17 protein-coding genes are annotated in these 16,700 nt (G+C 66.0%); 8 read left to right on the forward strand and 9 right to left on the reverse strand.

What is annotated here, in order from left to right; all coding sequences use genetic code 11:
* Positions 1 to 292 precede the first annotated feature (292 nt).
* The 6 genes from ACIHAO_RS40675 to ACIHAO_RS40700 are packed head-to-tail and all read right to left on the reverse strand — an operon-like array spanning position 293 to position 6,619.
* Positions 293 to 1,060 (reverse strand): HpcH/HpaI aldolase/citrate lyase family protein, encoded by a 768-nt coding sequence (locus ACIHAO_RS40675; protein WP_396567289.1) that lies wholly within the window; start codon positions 1,058 to 1,060, stop codon positions 293 to 295.
* A complete protein-coding gene (hpaH, locus tag ACIHAO_RS40680; RefSeq protein ID WP_125695198.1) occupies positions 1,045 to 1,830 on the reverse strand; it encodes a 2-oxo-hept-4-ene-1,7-dioate hydratase in 786 nt (261 codons plus the stop codon). Before hpaH ends, ACIHAO_RS40675 begins: the two co-directional genes overlap by 16 nt.
* A 9-nt stretch (positions 1,831 to 1,839) precedes the next feature.
* Positions 1,840 to 2,934 (reverse strand): 3,4-dihydroxyphenylacetate 2,3-dioxygenase, encoded by a 1,095-nt coding sequence (gene hpaD, locus ACIHAO_RS40685; protein ID WP_396567292.1) that lies wholly within the window; start codon positions 2,932 to 2,934, stop codon positions 1,840 to 1,842.
* Positions 2,935 to 2,965: 31 nt separating this feature from the next.
* A complete protein-coding gene (hpaE, locus tag ACIHAO_RS40690) occupies positions 2,966 to 4,471 on the reverse strand; it encodes a 5-carboxymethyl-2-hydroxymuconate semialdehyde dehydrogenase (protein WP_396567294.1) in 1,506 nt (501 codons plus the stop codon).
* Between the two features lie 13 nt (positions 4,472 to 4,484).
* Complete coding sequence (locus ACIHAO_RS40695) at positions 4,485 to 5,156, reverse strand: GntR family transcriptional regulator (protein ID WP_396567296.1); 672 nt, start codon at positions 5,154 to 5,156, stop codon at positions 4,485 to 4,487.
* Positions 5,138 to 6,619 (reverse strand): fumarylacetoacetate hydrolase family protein, encoded by a 1,482-nt coding sequence (locus tag ACIHAO_RS40700; protein WP_396567298.1) that lies wholly within the window; start codon positions 6,617 to 6,619, stop codon positions 5,138 to 5,140. The genes ACIHAO_RS40695 and ACIHAO_RS40700 overlap by 19 nt, the downstream gene beginning before the upstream one ends.
* A 148-nt stretch (positions 6,620 to 6,767) precedes the next feature.
* On the opposite strand from ACIHAO_RS40700, the gene ACIHAO_RS40705 reads away from it, so the two are divergent.
* Positions 6,768 to 8,141, forward strand: coding sequence for an MFS transporter (locus ACIHAO_RS40705; protein WP_396567300.1), 1,374 nt, complete (start codon positions 6,768 to 6,770; stop codon positions 8,139 to 8,141).
* A gap of 18 nt (positions 8,142 to 8,159) precedes the next feature.
* Here ACIHAO_RS40705 and ACIHAO_RS40710 read toward each other — a convergent pair whose 3' ends face one another.
* Entirely contained in the window at positions 8,160 to 8,849 is a 690-nt protein-coding gene (locus ACIHAO_RS40710) for an IclR family transcriptional regulator (RefSeq protein WP_396567302.1), read from the reverse strand.
* A gap of 59 nt (positions 8,850 to 8,908) precedes the next feature.
* Here ACIHAO_RS40710 and ACIHAO_RS40715 point away from each other — a divergent pair, with 59 nt between their 5' ends.
* The 6 genes from ACIHAO_RS40715 (at position 8,909) to ACIHAO_RS40740 (ending at position 14,426) form a co-directional block, all read left to right on the forward strand.
* Entirely contained in the window at positions 8,909 to 9,442 is a 534-nt protein-coding gene (locus tag ACIHAO_RS40715) for a flavin reductase family protein (protein ID WP_396567304.1), read from the forward strand.
* Between the two features lie 30 nt (positions 9,443 to 9,472).
* Positions 9,473 to 10,930 (forward strand): 4-hydroxyphenylacetate 3-monooxygenase, oxygenase component, encoded by a 1,458-nt coding sequence (hpaB, locus tag ACIHAO_RS40720; protein ID WP_396567306.1) that lies wholly within the window; start codon positions 9,473 to 9,475, stop codon positions 10,928 to 10,930.
* A gap of 311 nt (positions 10,931 to 11,241) precedes the next feature.
* Positions 11,242 to 11,955: an HIT domain-containing protein gene (locus ACIHAO_RS40725; RefSeq protein WP_396567308.1), complete on the forward strand. Its 714-nt coding sequence runs from the start codon at positions 11,242 to 11,244 to the stop codon at positions 11,953 to 11,955.
* Complete coding sequence (thiL, locus tag ACIHAO_RS40730) at positions 11,948 to 13,003, forward strand: thiamine-phosphate kinase (protein ID WP_396567310.1); 1,056 nt, start codon at positions 11,948 to 11,950, stop codon at positions 13,001 to 13,003. The genes ACIHAO_RS40725 and thiL overlap by 8 nt, the downstream gene beginning before the upstream one ends.
* Positions 13,000 to 13,767 carry a hypothetical protein gene (locus tag ACIHAO_RS40735; RefSeq protein ID WP_396567312.1) on the forward strand — a complete coding sequence of 256 codons (768 nt, stop codon included), beginning with the start codon at positions 13,000 to 13,002 and terminating at the stop codon, positions 13,765 to 13,767. The genes thiL and ACIHAO_RS40735 overlap by 4 nt, the downstream gene beginning before the upstream one ends.
* Positions 13,758 to 14,426, forward strand: coding sequence for a class I SAM-dependent methyltransferase (locus tag ACIHAO_RS40740; RefSeq protein ID WP_396567314.1), 669 nt, complete (start codon positions 13,758 to 13,760; stop codon positions 14,424 to 14,426). Before ACIHAO_RS40735 ends, ACIHAO_RS40740 begins: the two co-directional genes overlap by 10 nt.
* On the opposite strand, the gene ACIHAO_RS40745 is transcribed toward ACIHAO_RS40740, so the two are convergent.
* Positions 14,384 to 14,818 (reverse strand): HIT family protein, encoded by a 435-nt coding sequence (locus ACIHAO_RS40745; protein WP_396567316.1) that lies wholly within the window; start codon positions 14,816 to 14,818, stop codon positions 14,384 to 14,386. The two genes, ACIHAO_RS40740 and ACIHAO_RS40745, sit on opposite strands and share 43 nt — an antisense overlap.
* A 90-nt stretch (positions 14,819 to 14,908) precedes the next feature.
* Positions 14,909 to 15,583 carry a (d)CMP kinase gene (cmk, locus tag ACIHAO_RS40750; RefSeq protein WP_396567318.1) on the reverse strand — a complete coding sequence of 225 codons (675 nt, stop codon included), beginning with the start codon at positions 15,581 to 15,583 and terminating at the stop codon, positions 14,909 to 14,911.
* 657 nt (positions 15,584 to 16,240) lie between these two features.
* On the opposite strand from cmk, the gene ACIHAO_RS40755 reads away from it, so the two are divergent.
* Positions 16,241 to 16,672 (forward strand): Fur family transcriptional regulator, encoded by a 432-nt coding sequence (locus ACIHAO_RS40755; RefSeq protein ID WP_199746796.1) that lies wholly within the window; start codon positions 16,241 to 16,243, stop codon positions 16,670 to 16,672.
* Positions 16,673 to 16,700 lie beyond the last annotated feature (28 nt).

Raw genomic sequence — 16,700 nt, forward strand, 5'->3', positions numbered from 1 at the left:
CCTTTGGGGGCTCCGCCAACCCCTTTGGCGCGCCGCGTGGGTCCCCATTGGGGGATCCCCCGACACGGTCACCCCACAAGCCCACGAACGAATCCCCGCGACCCGACACCATGAAGTCAGCGGAATGCTCACGGCCTCAGACGACACCATCTTCACCGCGCGAAGCAACAACAAGATCCTTCGGCACCACGCCGAACTACCACACGAACTTCCGACTCGGGACACTAGACGCAAGGAAGGTGTCCTTCACGGAAAGACGATCCGGCCTTCGACCGCAGTGAATGCGAAGACCTTAAGCCTGATGCCGTCGCGCGAGCGCCTCCGAACCTTGAGCGAGCAGAGACACATCGGCGCCGACCAGCACGAACGAAGCGCCGGCATCAAGGTACCGCTGAGCCTGCGCGGGGTCGAACGCGTTGACCCCCACCGGTTTCCCCTGGGCACGGACGGCCTCGAAGGTGCTCAATACCGCCGCGGTGACGTCGGGATGTGTCTGCTTTCCGAGCAGGCCCATCGAGGCGGCCAGGTCGGACGGGCCGACGAACACCCCGTCGACGCCGTCGACCGCGGCGATCTCGGCGGCTGCCGCGACACCTGCCGTCGACTCGATCTGGACGAACAGGGACGTGAACTCCTCGGCCTTCGCGAGGTAGTCCTCGACCCGGTTCCAGCGCGCCGACCGCGACAAAGCACTGCCGACACCGCGCACGCCACGCGGCGGGTAGCGGACGGCACGCACGATGGCCTCCGCCTCCTCCGCGCTGTCGACCATGGGCACCAGCAGGTTCTGCGCGCCCAGGTCGAGCAACTGCTTCAGCGCGACCGCGTCCCCGGACGACGCGCGGACCATCGGCGTGATCGGATACGCGGCGATCGTTTGCAGCAACGTTTGCACCGTTTCGAGTGCGGCGGGGGAGTGCTCGGTGTCGATGAGCAACCAGTCGAGTCCGGAGCCCGCGCAGATCTCCGCGACGACCGCGCTTCCCGACGTGACCCACATGCCGATCCGCGGTCGCTCGGCCAGCTGGTCCCGGAACGGCGGGTCTAGACGAAGCGGCATGTGATCGCCCCCAGGTCCCGGTAGTCGGCGGTCACGGTGTCGCCGGGGTGCACCCACATCGGCCGCGTGAACGAGCCTGCCAGCACGATGTCGCCCGGGTCGAGTTTGTCGCCGTGCTGCGCGAGCTTGTTCGCCAGCCAGGCGACGCCGTTCGCGGGGTGGTTCAGCACGGCGGCGGCGACGCCGGATTCCTCGATGGTTTCGTTGCGGTACAACAGCGCCGAAACCCACCGCAGGTCGACGGCGTCCACCGCGACCGGGTTGCCGCCGTAGACCATCCCGCCCATGGCGGCGTTGTCGCTGATCGTGTCCACGATGGTCCGTCCCGCCATTTCGATGCGCGACGACAGGATCTCCAGTGCGGGCACGACGTACTCGGTCGCGCGCAGCACGTCGAACACCGTGGTGTCCGGTCCGGCGAGGGAATCACGGAGTACGAAGGCCAGCTCGACCTCGATGCGCACGTTCGAGAACCGGCTGTGCTCGATCACGGAACCGTTTTCGAACACCATGTCCGCGAAGATGGCGCCGTAGTCGGGTTCGGTGATCCCGGTGGCGGCCTGCATGACCTTCGAGGTGAGCCCGATCTTGCGCCCGACCGGACGGCGCCCCGCCGCGATGCCCCGCCGCCGCCATTCGTTCTGCACGGCGTACGAGTCCTCGACGGTCATGTCCGGGTAGCGCGCCGTCAGCAGCGGGATCGTCTCCCGGGCCTCCTCCGCGGCCGCCAGTTCGTCGGCGATCGCGGTGATCGTTTCCTGTTCGAGCATGTCCCCGCCTCAGAGCTGGTTGCCGAGTTTGTACTCGCCCTGTTTCCAGGCCGGCAGTTCGCCTTCGTCGTCACCCTTGCGGGTGTACGAGAATCCGTCGGCGCCGATGGTGACTTCCAGTTCGGTTTCCTCGGTTCTCGCGGCCACCGGCTGCGGTTTGCCGTCGAGGTCGAGCACGAGGGAGGCGTCGGTGTACCAGGACGGGACCACCGGTGTGCCCCACCAGTCGCGGCGCTGGTTGTCGTGCACGTCCCAGGTGACGACCGGGTTGTCGGGATCGCCGGTGTAGTAGTCCTGGGTGTAGATCTCGACGCGGTGCCCGTCCGGGTCGCGCAGGTACAGGTAGAAGGCGTTCGAGACGCCGTGTCTGCCGGGGCCGCGTTCGATGTGGTCCGACATCCGCAGCGAGCCGAGTTTGTCGCAAATGGACAGAATGTTGTGCTTTTCGTGCGTGGCGAAGGCGACGTGGTGCATCCGCGGCCCGTCGCCGCCGGTCATCGCGGTGTCGTGCACGGTGGGCTTGCGCCGCATCCAAGCCGCGTACGTGACGCCCTGGTCGTCCTGGATGTCTTCGGTGACACGGAAGTTGAGGTCTTCCATGTGCTTGACCGCGAGCGGCACGTCCGGCGTGACCTGGTTGAAGTGGTCGAGCCGGACCAGCGCGCCCGGGACGTGCAGGTCGTAGCGCCAGCTGAGTCTGTCGACGTGCTGGACGTCGTGGAAGAACTCGAGCGGGAAGCCGAGGGGGTCTTGCACCCGCACCGAGTCGCCGATGCCTGTGGTGAACCCGTTCTCGTTGCGCTCCACCCGGCAGTCCAGCTCCGTGTAGAACGCGACGGCCTTGTCCAGGTCCTCCGGCGACCGGACCCGGTAGGAGAACGCCGCGACCGCGGCGACCGGACCCTGGCGCAGCACGAGGTTGTGATGGATGAACTCGTCGATCGTGCGGAGGCTGACCGTCGTGTCGTCCTCTTCGGTCACCGTCAGTCCGAGCACGTCGGCGTAGAAGGCGCGCGAACGCGCCAGATCGGTGACGACGAGTTCCATGTACGCGCAGCGCAGGACGTCCGGCGGCGGCGATTTCGGAGTGGGGATCGGCTTCATTGCGTCATCCTTTGTGGACGGGGGAACGGGGTCAGCCCTTGCCGAAGGCGGGGTTGTGCACCTCGCCGAGATTGATGTGCACCGCCTGCTGGTCGGTGTAGAAGTCGATGGAGCGGTAGCCGCCCTCGTGCCCCAGCCCGGACGCCTTGACCCCGCCGAAGGGGGTGCGCAGGTCACGGACGTTGTTCGAGTTGAGCCACACCATGCCCGCCTCGACGGACTGCGCGAAGTTGTGCGCCCGCTTGAGGTCGTTGGTCCAGACGTAGGCCGCGAGCCCGTACTTCGTGTTGTTCGCGAGCTCCAGCGCCTCTTCTTCGGTGTCGAACGGCGTGATCGCGACGACCGGGCCGAAGATCTCCTCCTGGAAGATCCGGGCGTCCGGTTTGACGTCGGCGAACACCGTCGGAGCCACGTAGTTCCCGGTCGGGAAGCCGTCGGGGCGGCCGCCGCCGGCGACCAGCCTGGCCTCGGTCTTGCCGATCTCGATGTACTTCATGACCTTGTCGTAGTGCTCGGGGTGCACCAGGGCGCCGACCTCGGTCGCGGGGTCACTCGGGTCCCCGACCTTGACTCGTTGGGCCTGCGCGGCATAACGCCCGACGAACTCGTCGTAGATCGCGCGCTCGACCAGGATCCGGCTGCCCGCGGTGCAGCGTTCGCCGTTGAGCGAGAACACGCCGAAGATCGTCGCGTCGATCGCGGTCTCCAGATCGGCGTCGGCGAAGACGATGGCCGGCGACTTGCCGCCCAGCTCCATCGACAGTCCTTTGAGGAACGGCGCCGCGTTGCCGAAGATCAGGCTGCCGGTGCGGCTCTCACCGGTGAACGAGATCAGCGGGACGTCCGGGTGCTTCACCAGCGCGTCGCCCGCGTCCTCGCCGAAGCCGTTGACGAGGTTGAACACACCCGGCGGCAGCCCGGCCTCCTCGAAGATCTCCGCCCAGAGCGACGCGGAGAGCGGGGTGAACTCGGCGGGCTTGAGCACGACGGTGTTGCCGGTCGCCAGCGCGGGGGCGAGTTTCCACGACTCCAGCATGAACGGCGTGTTCCAGGGCGTGATCAGCCCGGCGACGCCGATCGGTTTGCGGTTCACGTAGTTGATCTGGCGGCCGGGCACCTTGTAGGTGTCGTCGGCCTGCGCGACGATCAGGTCCGCGAAGAACCGGAAGTTCTCCGCGGCCCGGCGGGCCTGGCCCAGCGCCTGCGAGATCGGCAGGCCCGAGTCGAAACTCTCCAGTGCCGCGAGCCGCTTGTCCCGCGACTCGACGAGATCCGCGATGCGGTTCAGCACGCGCGAACGCTCGCGCGGCAGCAGCTTCGGCCAGGGGCCCTCGGTGAACGCCTTCCGCGCGGCGGCGACGGCGCGGTCGATGTCGGCCTTCTTGCCGGCGGCGGCCTGGACGTAGACGTCGTTGGTCACCGGGTCGATCACGTCGAAAACGGCACCGTCGGCCGAGTCGGTGAGTTCGCCGCCGATGTAGTGCCGGATCCGCTCCGGGACGCCGTCCGGGATCGGCCGGGGAGTCGTGCTGGTCAAGATTCCTCCTCAGTCAGCGTTTCGCGCGCTCTCGCGCGTCCAAAAAGGCCTGCATGGTGGCCCAGCGGTGATTGCGCGCGGCGAATTCGATGTCGAGCGGGTCGGCCTTCTCGGAGATCAGCCGGAGGATCTGTTCGTGTTCCTCGACCGACCGGTGCGCGCGGTCGGGGACGAACGCGAAGGTCGAGTCGCGCAGTCCGGACAGCCGGGTCCAGCCCTGGTGCACGAGGTCGAGGATCTGCGGGTTGGGGCAGCATTCGAACAGCAGCGAGTGGAACTGCTGGTTCAGCGCGGTGAACTCGTGTGCGTCGAAGTGGTCCAGCAGCGCGATCATGCGCTCGTTCACGCGGCGGGCCCGCGCGATGTTCTCTTCGGACAGCTGCGGCGCGGACAGCGCGGTGGCGACCCCTTCGACCACGCCGAGGGTTTGCATCGCGTGGACGTACTCGTTCTGGTCCACCATCGCCACGCGTGCGCCGACGTTGCGTTCGAAGGTGACCAGCCGTTCGGCCTCCAGCCGCCGGATCGCCTCGCGCACCGGGACGACGCTCATGTCGAGCGCGCCGGCGATCTCCGCGAGGACGAGCCGGTAGCCGGGTCCGTACTCGTGCCGGGCGATCCGCTCACGCAGCCACTCGTAGGCGAGTTCGGACTTGCTGGTCGTCTTCACTGCTTCTTCTGCCATGCCTCATACCTTTCCCGCCACAACGGGTTCAGCGGGAAGAGCCCCTCGATCGGGCGGCCCTGGCCGACCTGCTCGGCGATCCACGCGTCTTCGTCCTCCTGGACGAGCGTCGCGTCGACGACCTCCTCGGCCAGCGCCGGCGGGATGACGATCACGCCGTCGTCGTCCCCGACGATGATGTCGCCGGGCAGCACGGTGGCACCGCCGCAGGCGACCGCGACGTCGGTGTCCCACGGCACGTGCTTGCGGCCGAGGACCGCCGGATGCGGGCCCTGTGAGAACACCGGGAGCCCGGTCGCGGCGACGGCTTCGAAGTCGCGGACCCCGCCGTCGGTGATCACCCCGGCCGCTCCGAGGTGGCGCGCCCGCAACGCCAGGATGTCCCCGAGCGTCCCGGAACCCTTGTCGCCGCGGGCTTCGATGACGATCACCTCGCCGGCGCCGACCGAGTCGAAAAGGCGTTTCTGCGCGTTGTAACCACCGCCGTGGGATTTGAACAGGTCTTCCCGGTTCGGGACGAAACGCAACGTCCTCGCCGTGCCGACGACCTTCGAGCCGGGCAGATTGGGGTGCACGCCGTCGATCGCGACGTTGTTCAGCCCGCGCTTGCGCAGCTGGGCGGACAAGCCCGCGACTGGCGCACGAAGAAGCTTGGCGCGCAGTTCCTCGCTGAGCGTGGGCGAGTTCTCTTCGACCGCTTCGGCGGGAGTTCCCCAAGCTTCGGCGCGCTGCTTGTCGTCGACCTCTGGCAGGCTGCCGATGTCCGAAAAGGACCGGATCCCCTGGGTGACGGTGGTGTGCAGCCGTCCGCTGCTGGCGGAGGTGCCGGGGACGTCCACTTCGACCACGACGACGTCGCCGGGGGAGACCACCGTCGAACCCGCGGGGGTGCCGGTGAGGATGACGTCGCCCGGTTCGAGCGTGAAGTGCTGGGAGAGATCGGAAACGAACTGCCGCAACGGGAACAGCAGTCCGGCCGTGGTGTCCTCCTGCACCAGGTCGCCGTTCACCCAGGTGCGGATGCGCAGCGACGAGGGATCGATGTCGCGTGCGTCGATGAGGCCGGGACCGAGCGGGGTGTAGCCGTCACCGCCCTTGGAGCGGACGTTGGAGCCCTTGTCCGCCGCACGCAGGTCGTAGAGGCCGAAGTCGTTCGCGGCGGTGACCGCGGCGACGTGGTCCCACGCCTTGTCGGGCTTGACCCACCGGGCCGTGGTGCCGATGACCAGCGCGATCTCGCCCTCGAAGGCCAGTAGTTCGGTGCCTGCGGGACGTTCGACCGTGCCACCTGACGTACCGATCGAGCTCGACGGCTTGAAAAAGTACGACGGGGTCGCCGGACGCCGCCCGCGCTGCGCGGCCCGTGACGCGTAGCTGAGATGGACGGCGATGATCTTGCCCGGCCGGGTGGCATGCGGACCGGACGCGCGGCCGGAAGGCGCTGATGCCTCGTAAGTGCCCATGTTCCCCTGAATCCTCGACCCTTGCTTCGTATCTAATAACGTATATGATTCTGTGCCACAGTGGCAAGGCGGTCACCGAGTGGCCTTCGCCTCGCCCGGGATCCCTGCGGGCCGCCACTCGCGTCAGGCCTATGTCAAAGGAGTCAAGGTGTCGAATCCAGCGCAGGATGAACGCACGCCCGGCCGGACCGCCCCACCGTCTTCCGATCGACGTCGGGTCGCCTTCGCGACCGTCGTCGGCACCACGGTCGAGTGGTACGACTTCTTCGTTTACGCGTCCGCCGCCGGTCTCGTCTTCGGCAAGCTGTTCTTCTCCGGCCTCGGCGCGAACAGCACCCTCGTTTCCTTCGCCACGGTGGGCGTGAGCTTCCTGTTCCGCCCGCTCGGCGCCTTCCTCGCCGGGCACTTCGGAGACAAGTACGGCCGTCGCGTGGTCCTGGTGCTCACCCTGATCCTGATGGGCGTCGCGACCACGTTGATCGGCGTGCTCCCCACCTTCGACCAGATCGGCGTCGCCGCGCCGGTGCTGCTGATCCTGCTGCGGATCCTGCAGGGCGTTTCGGCGGGCGGTGAATGGGGCGGCGCCGTCCTGATGGCCGTCGAGCACGCGCCGTCGAAGCGCCGGGGACTTTTCGGTGCGTCGCCGCAGATCGGCGTCCCGCTCGGCCTGCTGCTGGCTTCCGGTGTCCTGGCGCTGACCAGTCTGCTCGTCCCCGGCCAGGCGTTCCTCGACTGGGGCTGGCGCATCCCGTTCCTGCTCAGCGTCGGGCTGATCCTGGTCGGTCACTATGTGCGGCGTCGCGTCGAGGAGAGCCCGGTCTTCCGTGAGATAGCCGAACGCCGGGAGCAGACCCGGACCCCGATCATCCAGCTGTTCCGCAAGCACTCCGTGCTCGTCCTGGTGGCCGCGCTGGTGTTCGCGGGCAACAACGCGGTCGGCTACATGACCACCGGCGGCTACATCCAGAACTACGCGACCAATCCGAAGGGTCCGATCGGCCTCGATCGCGGGCCGGTGCTGTGGGCGGTCACCGCGTCGGCGGCGACCTGGCTGCTCTCGACGTGGGCGGCGGGCGCGGTGTCCGACCGGATCGGCAGGCGGCGCACGTATGTGCTGGGCTGGATCGCGCAGCTTGCCGGCGTCGCGGTGCTCTTTCCCTTGGTGGATACCGGGAACGTCGTGTTGTTGGCGCTCGGGTTGATCATCCTCAGTGTCGGGCTCGGGTTCACCTACGGCCAGCAGGCGGCGTTCTACGCGGAGCTGTTCCCCGCCTCGATCCGGTTCTCCGGCGTTTCGATCTCCTACGCGCTCGGCGCGATCCTCGGTGGCGCTTTCGCGCCGACGATCGCCACCGCCCTGGTCGGCGCGACAGGCACGTCGGTGTCCGTGGCCGTCTACTTGGCCGGGATGACCGTCGTCGGCCTCATCGCCACTTTGCTGCTGCGCGACCGGTCGGGGATTCCGCTCGGGCCGGACCATGAGGCCGAGCAGGCGGTGAGCCCGCTGCGGTTCGGCAAGTGATCAGGCCGTCCGTGACGCTCACCCGCCGAGAGCGTCACGGACGGCCTTCGCCGCCGCCTTGAGCCGCTCCGCGAGCTCGGCGGGGGCCCGCGTGCTCGACAGATAGACGACAGCGAGTGCCGCCGGGTTGTGGCCGCGAAGGGGGAGCGGCACCGCTACGGAACTGAGGTTTTCGATCACTTCGCCATGGCTGTCCGCGTAACCGCGGGCGGCGACTTCCCGCACTTCTTCGGGCCAGTCTTCCGACGGCAGTTGGGAAAGGATCGCGCGGCCGGGAGCGCCCGCGGTGAACGGATGCCTGGACCCCGGGCGCTGCGCGACGGACGCGACGGCGTGCCGGGGTTCCACGCTGACCAGGGTCACGCATTCCTCGCGGTCCATCACCGCCACGAAACACGTCATGCCGAGTTCGTTCGCGACCGCGGTCAATTCGGGCAGCGCGGCGGCCTGCAGGTCGTGCTTGATCCCCGCCGCGAGCGCAGCCAGGCGCGTGCCGAGTTCGAATTTCCCCGCGGGCTCCCGCGTGAGAAGCCCGTGGTCTTCGAGCGTGCGGATGAGCCGGTACGCGATCGACCGATGGACGCCGAGACGTTCGGCGATCTGGTCGACGCTGAGCGCTTCTTGGGCATCGGCAAGGACTTCGAGCACGCGGATGCCTCGGCTGAGCGTCTGGGACGTGCTCGTGGTCTTGCGGGAGTCCGAAACCATCGTATACGATCCATTTCGATAGTTGAACTGTCTGTTCGATTATAGAACAGGAATCGACGATGATGTCACGCGAAACCAGTTTCTCGCCGGGTTCGAGCCTCTATCGGCCGCCCGCACAGTTCTTCCGCGGCTGTCTCGGCCGCTTCGCGACGGGTGTCGCGGTGGTGACCTTCGATGCCGCGACGAAACGGCACGGCCTGACGGTGAACTCCTTCACCGCGGTCTCGATGGATCCGCCGCTCGTCCTCGTCTCGATCCAGCGCACCGTGAAAAGCCACGACCTGCTCGCGGGCCGCCCGTTCGCGGTCAACGTCCTCGGTGCCGAACAGGAGGCGCTCGCGATGAACTTCGCCGGCCGTCCGACTCCCGAAGGCGCGCCGGCATGGGTCGAAGGCGGACACGCGCCGCGGCTCGGCGGCGTCCTCAGCTGGTTCGACTGCACGCCGTGGGCGGCCTACGACGGTGGCGACCACACCCTGTTCCTCGGCGAAGTGCAGGAATTCGACTATCGCTCCGGCGACGCGCTCGGCTTCGTCAACGGGCAGTTCTCGACCATCCACGAATCCGCGCAAGGCCACGAATCCCTTTTCTGACAACGACGTCCACCCGAGAAGGAGCACCACATGGGAGCCCGTACCGGACAGCAGTACCTCGACAAGCTCAACGGGATGACGCCGGAGTTGTACGTCGACGGCGAGAAGGTGACCTCGAAGGTCGCCGAACACCCGGCGTTCCGCAACAACGCGCTGACTTACGCGAAGCTGTTCGACCTTCAGCACGACCCGGCGCACCGTGACGTCCTGACCTACGAATCGCCGACCACGGGGGAGCGTGTCGGAACGTCGTTCCTGGTGCCGCGCACCGAAGAAGACCTCAAGCGCCGCCGCGCCGCCTTCTCCGTGTGGGCGCAGTACTCCAACGGCTTCCTCGGCCGCACCGGCGACTACATGAACTCGTCGCTCACCGCGCTGTCGACCGCGAAGAAGTTCTTCTCGCAGGCCGATCCCGTCTTCGGTGAGCGCATCGAGAAGTACTACGAGATGGCGCGCGAGAACGACCTCCTCGCGACGCACACCCTGATCCCGCCGCAGGTCAACCGTTCGGTGTCGGGGAGCCAGCAGGGCGGCGGCAACCTGTCGGCGAAGGTGGTCGAAGAACGAGAAGACGGCATCGTCGTCCGCGGCGCCCGGATGCTCGCCACCATCGCGCCGATCGCGGACGAACTCCTGGTGTTCCCGTCGACAGTGCTGCGCGGAACCCCCGAGGACGCGCCGTACTCCTACGCTTTCGCCGTCCCGAACGACGCGCCAGGGCTGAAGTACTTCTGCCGCGCCGGACTCGACCACGGCCGCTCGCGGTTCGACGAGCCGCTCGCCTCGCGGTTCGAGGAGATGGACGCGGTCGTGGTGTTCGACGACGTCTTCGTCCCGAACGAGCGGGTGTTCCTGCTGGGGCATCCGGAACTGTGCAACGCCTGGTATTCCGAGACCGGCGCCGGGGCGCTCATGACCCACCAGGTCGTCACGCGCACGCTGGCCAAGACGGAGTTCTACCTCGGCCTCGCCAGTGAGATCGCCGCCGCGATCGGCATCGGCGGCTTCCAGCACATCCAGCAGGATCTGTCCGAGCTGATCTCCTACGTCGAAATCGAGAAGGCCGTGCTGCGCGCGGCGGAGGCCGACGGGAAACTGAGCGAGGATGGCGTCTTCCTGCCCAAATGGGAAGTCCTCAACGCCGCCCGGAACTGGTACCCCACCAAGGTCTCGCCGCGGCTGACCGAGATCATCCGCAAGTTTTCGGCGTCCGGCCTCATGGCTCTGCCGGGCGAAGCGGACTTCGAGGCCGAAGGCCGCCCTGACATCGACACCTACCTCCAGTCGGCCACGCTGCCCGCGAAGGACCGCGCGCGGCTGTTCAAGCTCGCGTTCGACGCGTCGGTCTCGAGTTTCGCCGGGCGTGAGTCGCTGTACGAGTACTTCTTCTTCGGCGACCCGGTGCGGATGGCGGGAGCCCAGGTCAACGCGTACCCGCGGGAGGCACTGCAGGAACGGGTCCGCGAACTGCTGGCGCGAGACGAGTGACTGCGGATTTCGCCGATGAATGAATATTCCTGCGCGATTTCGTTGAGATCGCCGTAAATGTGAGCGGATCGCGATAACGGAAAGCGTCCGTCGCCCACCGGGTGGCGGGCGCTTTTCGTGCGATCGGGCGAGTGGCTATGTATCGGCCATGATGTGTCCCGCTTTTGTCCAAAGTTCGCGTTCACGAATCCGTGATCAGGTTACGACGTTCGAGTTAACCTCCGCATTGGCCGTTCAAGTCCGCCATATCCGTGCGCAAAAATCCAGGATGGTCCGATCGACGGAGACCAGGCGAGGCGGCAGGGGGAGACATGATCGAAACCATGCAGTGCGCGGGTGCGGATTTCTGTGAAGAGCTTTCAGGTGCTGACGACACCTCCTTCGCCCGTTTCTACGAAGGCGACCCATCGTCCCGGCTGATATATTCAACAGAAAATTTGACCCTGCTGGCAGATATGTCACCGCTCGTCCTCGGGCATCTCCTGCTCCTTCCGTCGAACCACTACATGTCGTTCGCTCAGGTACTTTCCCTCCATGAGGCGGAGGTGTCAGGCTTTCTCGCCGAGATCGTGCCGCTGTATCGCGAGGCATTCGGTGAGCCGCTGATCCTGGAGCACGGGTCGAGTGCCGGACAGGAGAGCCACGCCTGCATCACGCACGCGCATCTGCACTTTCTCCCCATCGATGGGGACGCCGTTGACGATCATCTCATCGCGGACGCCCTCGCCTACCGGGATCTGGGCTCGCTCGGGGAACTCGCGCTCTCGCCGTGGCCGTCTTCGGCCTATTTTCTCCGCGTGTACCGGGAAAGGGTCCGGGTCTATCGGCCGACAGGGGAGCAGAAAAGGCAGTATCTGCGTTCGGTCGCCGGAGCCGTGCTGGCGATCGAGGACCCGGAATGGGATTACGCGGTGGTGATGCGGAAGGGGGAGCTTCGCCGGACCATGCGAATGGTGGACTACTGGCCGGGAAAATTGAGCGGCAACGTCATGACCGTCGATGCGGAGCTGTCCTGTGGTGAGTGAGAAATTCTCGGACGAACCGACCAGGCTGGCACAGACGATCGTTCCGTTGTTCGCTCGCCAGGCAGGTGCGTTCGCTCCGGTTTCGTTTCCGGACGGCGGCCGCGTGGAGCTGACCACGGGAGCCGATGCTCAAGACGACTGCGCGGTCTTCCGGCTGGCCGGGAGCCATGACCTCGTGGTGGGCACCGACTACGTCCGTGGCCCCAAATTCAGGCTGTACGAGATGGGGTACCTGGACGAATACGACCTGGGGTACTACCTGGTCGCGGCGAACTTGAGCGATATCGCCGCGATGGGCGCGAAGCCGATCGGGCTGCTTTCGGTCGTACGGTACCCGGCCGAAATGGACGACGCCCTGTTCAGCCTCGTCATGCGAGGCATCCGTGACGCGTGTGCCGCGTTCGGTTGCTTCAACGTGGGTGGTGACATCGGTGGCGCGGAACGTCTGATCCTCTCCGCCTCGGCTCTGGGGGTTTGCCCGGCAGGCAAGGCGTTGTTGCGGTCCGGCGCGAAACCCGGCGACGTCGTATGCCTCACGGCCCCGACCGGCCCCGCCGGGGCCGCGATGGCGTATCTGCGCTCCGGCGTCCCGGACCTGGTCATCGACAGCCTGCTTCCCTCGTTGCTCGCCAACTGGAAGCGGCCGGTGGCCAGGGTGGGCGAGGGACTCGTGCTCGGGGCCAGCGGAGTGGTCACGAGCTGCCAGGACACCTCGGACGGTCTGAAGGCCACCTTGCTGGGTATCGCCGAGTCGAGTGGTGTCGGGATCGACGTCGACGAGCGGTCCATTCCCGTCCCCAAGGCGGTGGCCGCCGTGGCTGCCCATGTGGACGTGGAGCCGTTGAGCCTGGTCATGGGGGATTCGGTCGATTTCGAGCTCGTCTTCACCGTATCTCCCGGCCAGGTGGACGATCTCGCCGAAGCGTTGAGCTTCCACAGGATCGGGGTGGTCACCGAGAAGCGCGAAGTGGTGCTGACCGGTGAGAACGGCGAGCGTACGGACCTTCCCGGCAAGGCGTGGCGGCACCAGGGCGACGGAAAGACATGAGACGGAAGACGGCCAAGGCCGCGGACAAGGCGATCCTGCTGTCGGCGACCCTGTTCCTGGCGGGCAAGGCCTACAACGTACCTTCGAAGCTCTTCTGGGATGACCTCCTGACCGGCCGCCCTTACCTGTTGCTGGTCGTTCTCGTCGTGGCCGGTGTTTTCGGCGCTTTCACACCCTTCGAAAGCTGGCAGCGACGCTCCTTTGTGGACCGGAACGTCATGATGCGTCGCCGTGTCCTGTCCACGTTCGGCAGATTGCTCGATATCAGTGCGAAAATCGATCCGCCACTGGACACCGGCGATCTGGCACTCCATGTCTGGCGGAAGACGCGCACGCTGCGACATCCGGTACAAGGTGTGCTGAAACGACTTTCCTCCTATCGGATGTCATCCTTCCCGGCGACGCGGAGCTTTGCCCCGGCGCGAGGCATCGGGGCTGTGGGATTGCGCTGGCAACACGACCGTGAGGTGCGGTTCGACGTCGCGCCCTTGGTGGAGCACCTCACCGACCCGGCGAAATACGAAGACCACGTGACAAGGTACGGACCGGAATCGGTGATGAACCTGACGTGGGAGGAGTTCCGGGTCCTCCAGCATCGAACGGCGCTCTTCGTCACGCCGATCAGGAGCGGGCGCAACAAGTTCGTCGGCTGCGTGAGCGTCGACGCCGGCCGGGGTTACGACGTGCTCGACAGGCGGGAGTTGCTCGAGGAGATGACGAACCTGGGCATGGCCATCGGCCGTGAGGACTTCGAATGCACCTGAACGACGAAGACTTGCGTGCCCTCGTGTCACGTAACCGCTCGGCCTACGACGAGAGCGCCGCCGCCTTCATCCGGGCCACGGACACACTCGACAAATTTCCCGGTCTCGACCGTGAGTTGGATCGGTTCTTCGAGTCCTTGCCGGGTGCTCTCGTACTGGACCTCGGCAGTGGCGCCGGCCGCGATTCCGAGTACCTGATCGAGCGAGGTGCGGCCGTCGTCGCGACCGACCTCAGCGAAGAGTTGCTCCGGCACACCCGCTGTCGGTGTGCGGTCTTCGGCGCGGTGCAGTGCGATCTCCTGGCCCTGCCGTTCGCCGCCGGAGTGTTCGACGGCGTCTGGGCCTGCGCGAGCGTCCTGCATCTCCCGAGCGAGGTGCATCCTCACGTCTTCTCCGAGCTCCATCGAGTGCTCGCGCCCCGCGGTGTCACCGCGATCAGCCTCAAGGAAGGGGAAGGCGAAGGATGGATGCGAAGCGCGCGTATGTCGTCCTCGCGCTGGTTCTCGTTACGCAGGCCCGAAGCCATTGTGGCTGAGCTGGCCGCTGTCGGCTTCGTATCGGTCCGGGTCTTGCCGAGCGGGCGTGGCAACTGGTTCGTGGTGGAGGCGAGGAAGGCTCAAACAAGCCATTCGTCGGGATTGGTCCCCGGCAGGACGTGACGGATACCGCCTCGAGGGTCCGGCACGTCACCCTCGTAGCGTGGGATCAGGTGGATGTGCAGGTGGTCGATCGTCCTGCCCGCGGCCTGCCCCTCGTTCACGCCGATGGTGTATCCGTCCGGTTGGAACTGTTCTTCGATCTTGTGCCATGCCCGCTTGATCAGGGCATAGACTTCGGCGTGCTCACTCGCTGTGAGAGCGAAGTAGGACTCCACATGTCTTTTCGGGACAACTTCGACATGCCCCTTTGCCGCCGGGAAGTTGTCCCAGCGGACATAGATCTCGCGTCCTTCGAACAGTACGTCATTGACCGAGGCGTCATCGAAATGGCAAAAGAGACATTCGGCTGTCACCGGTTCGGCTTCGTTTTCCTTCGCCATCGCCGGTCTCATAACCGATACTCCTTGTCATTGATCGATCACTTGAAGTCATACCCGTGGTCAACTTAGCTTCGTCGCAGACAAAGCAGAAGCGTACTCGCACTATCGGTTGATCTCTAAGCCTCTGTTACGACACGCCGACGACATGCGGTTCAGCACCTGCATGAGCGTGAGTTCGGAGGTGTCGATTCTGATGGCGTCCTCCGCGGCGGCCAGCGGTGACGACGTTCGGGACATATCGGCGGCATCTCGGCGAACCACGTCGCTGAGAACCTGCTCGTAAGAGGCTGCCCGCTCTTGACGTACTCGCCGCATCGCCCTGATTTCGGGCCTGGCGGTCAAGTAGAACTTCACGGTAGCGGCGGGAAAGATGGCAGTGCCGATGTCTCGCCCCTCGATGACGCACCGTGTCTGTGCTCCGGCCCAAAGCCTGATGAGGCTGGTGACACGCTGGCGGACCTCCGCGATCTTGGCCACGGCCGAGACGGCGACGTTGACGGGGGCCGCGCGCAGTTTGTCAGGTGCGTAGCGCTCGGAAGTCAGCAGGCCTGCCGAACGGCTCTCCGTTATCAATTCGTCACACAGTCCGGTGATCTTCCCGGCGTTGTCGACCGGAATTTCCCGTTGAAGCGCCTCGAAAGCGATGATGCGGTAAGTCCTGCCGCTTTCGAGATAGCGAAGGTCGAATGATCTCGCCAGTTCAAGACAGGTGGTGGTCTTGCCCGCCGCCGCCGGACCATCCACCGCCACGACGGTGTTGAAGCCTTGTTCGGGCATGATTATTCCTTGACGGTGTGCACTGGATGAGGCCGGACTGTGGGGAGTAGGGCGCAGACGCTACCACGGGGGACGTGAGTCGTGGCCACGTGTGCGTGGGGCCCCGGAGCAGCGGATCTGCGGGGAATCACGCTCTGCCAACGAATTGTGGGTCCCGGCCGAGAGGCGTGTGCGGGACGGTCGGCGACGCTCCGGCGTGCTCACTCACTCGTCCAGGTGTCCTGTAGTGCCACTTTTGTGTTGATGTGCACCAAAAGCCCCTGGTGACAGTGGAGATTCCTTGCCTCCGGAGCAAGTTTCGTTCGATTTTCGCACCTTCGTGTGGTCATCGATGCGCGGTCCAGACCAGTGGCCGGGGGCGCTTCGTGGATATCGCAAACCGTCGATCAATGCGTTTTCGGCCGGTTGTTTGTCCGGAGTGAAAATTCTTGAAGAGAATCTGTAACGTAAGCCACAAAAGCGGCGTCGATATGGGTAACCGCCCTTGCCGTGTCCGGCGGCCGAATCGTCCCAGTTGCCTCAAGCTCGCCGTCGTGGCGCGTGAAGGGCTCGCGGCGCTCGGCCTTCGTGTCCTCGGTGGGTGCGGACTTGAGGCAGCGAGACACGCCCGGGATCCGAGAACTTGATTCATTCCAGAAAATGGGCCAGACTGCGCTCGTGCCCACGACCCCGGAGTTCGAGCGGATGCTGCGCGGGGCCGCCCTGCGCGTGACGCGTCCGAGGGTGGCCGTGCTGACAGCGGTCCGCGACCACCCGCACGCCGACACCGATTCGATCATCGGTGCCGTGCGTTCCGAGCTGGGAGAGGTCTCTCATCAGGCCATCTACGACGTGTTGCGGGCACTGACCGCCGCGGGTCTCGTCCGGCGGATCCAGCCGTCGGGATCCGTGGCACGCTACGAGTCCCGGGTCGGGGACAACCACCACCACGTCGTGTGCCGATCATGTGGAGCCATCGCCGACGTCGACTGCGCCGTCGGTCCCGCCCCCTGTTTGACCGCGTCGAACGATCAAGGCTTTCTGATCGAAGAGGCCGAGGTCATCTACTGGGGCCGGTGCCCCGACTGTGCGATCGAACCCCGTTCCTGAACCCCGCCAGTTCTTATTCCCGGAAGGA

It is taken from the genome of Amycolatopsis sp. NPDC052450 (assembly GCF_044547565.1).
GTDB lineage: Bacteria > Actinomycetota > Actinomycetes > Mycobacteriales > Pseudonocardiaceae > Amycolatopsis.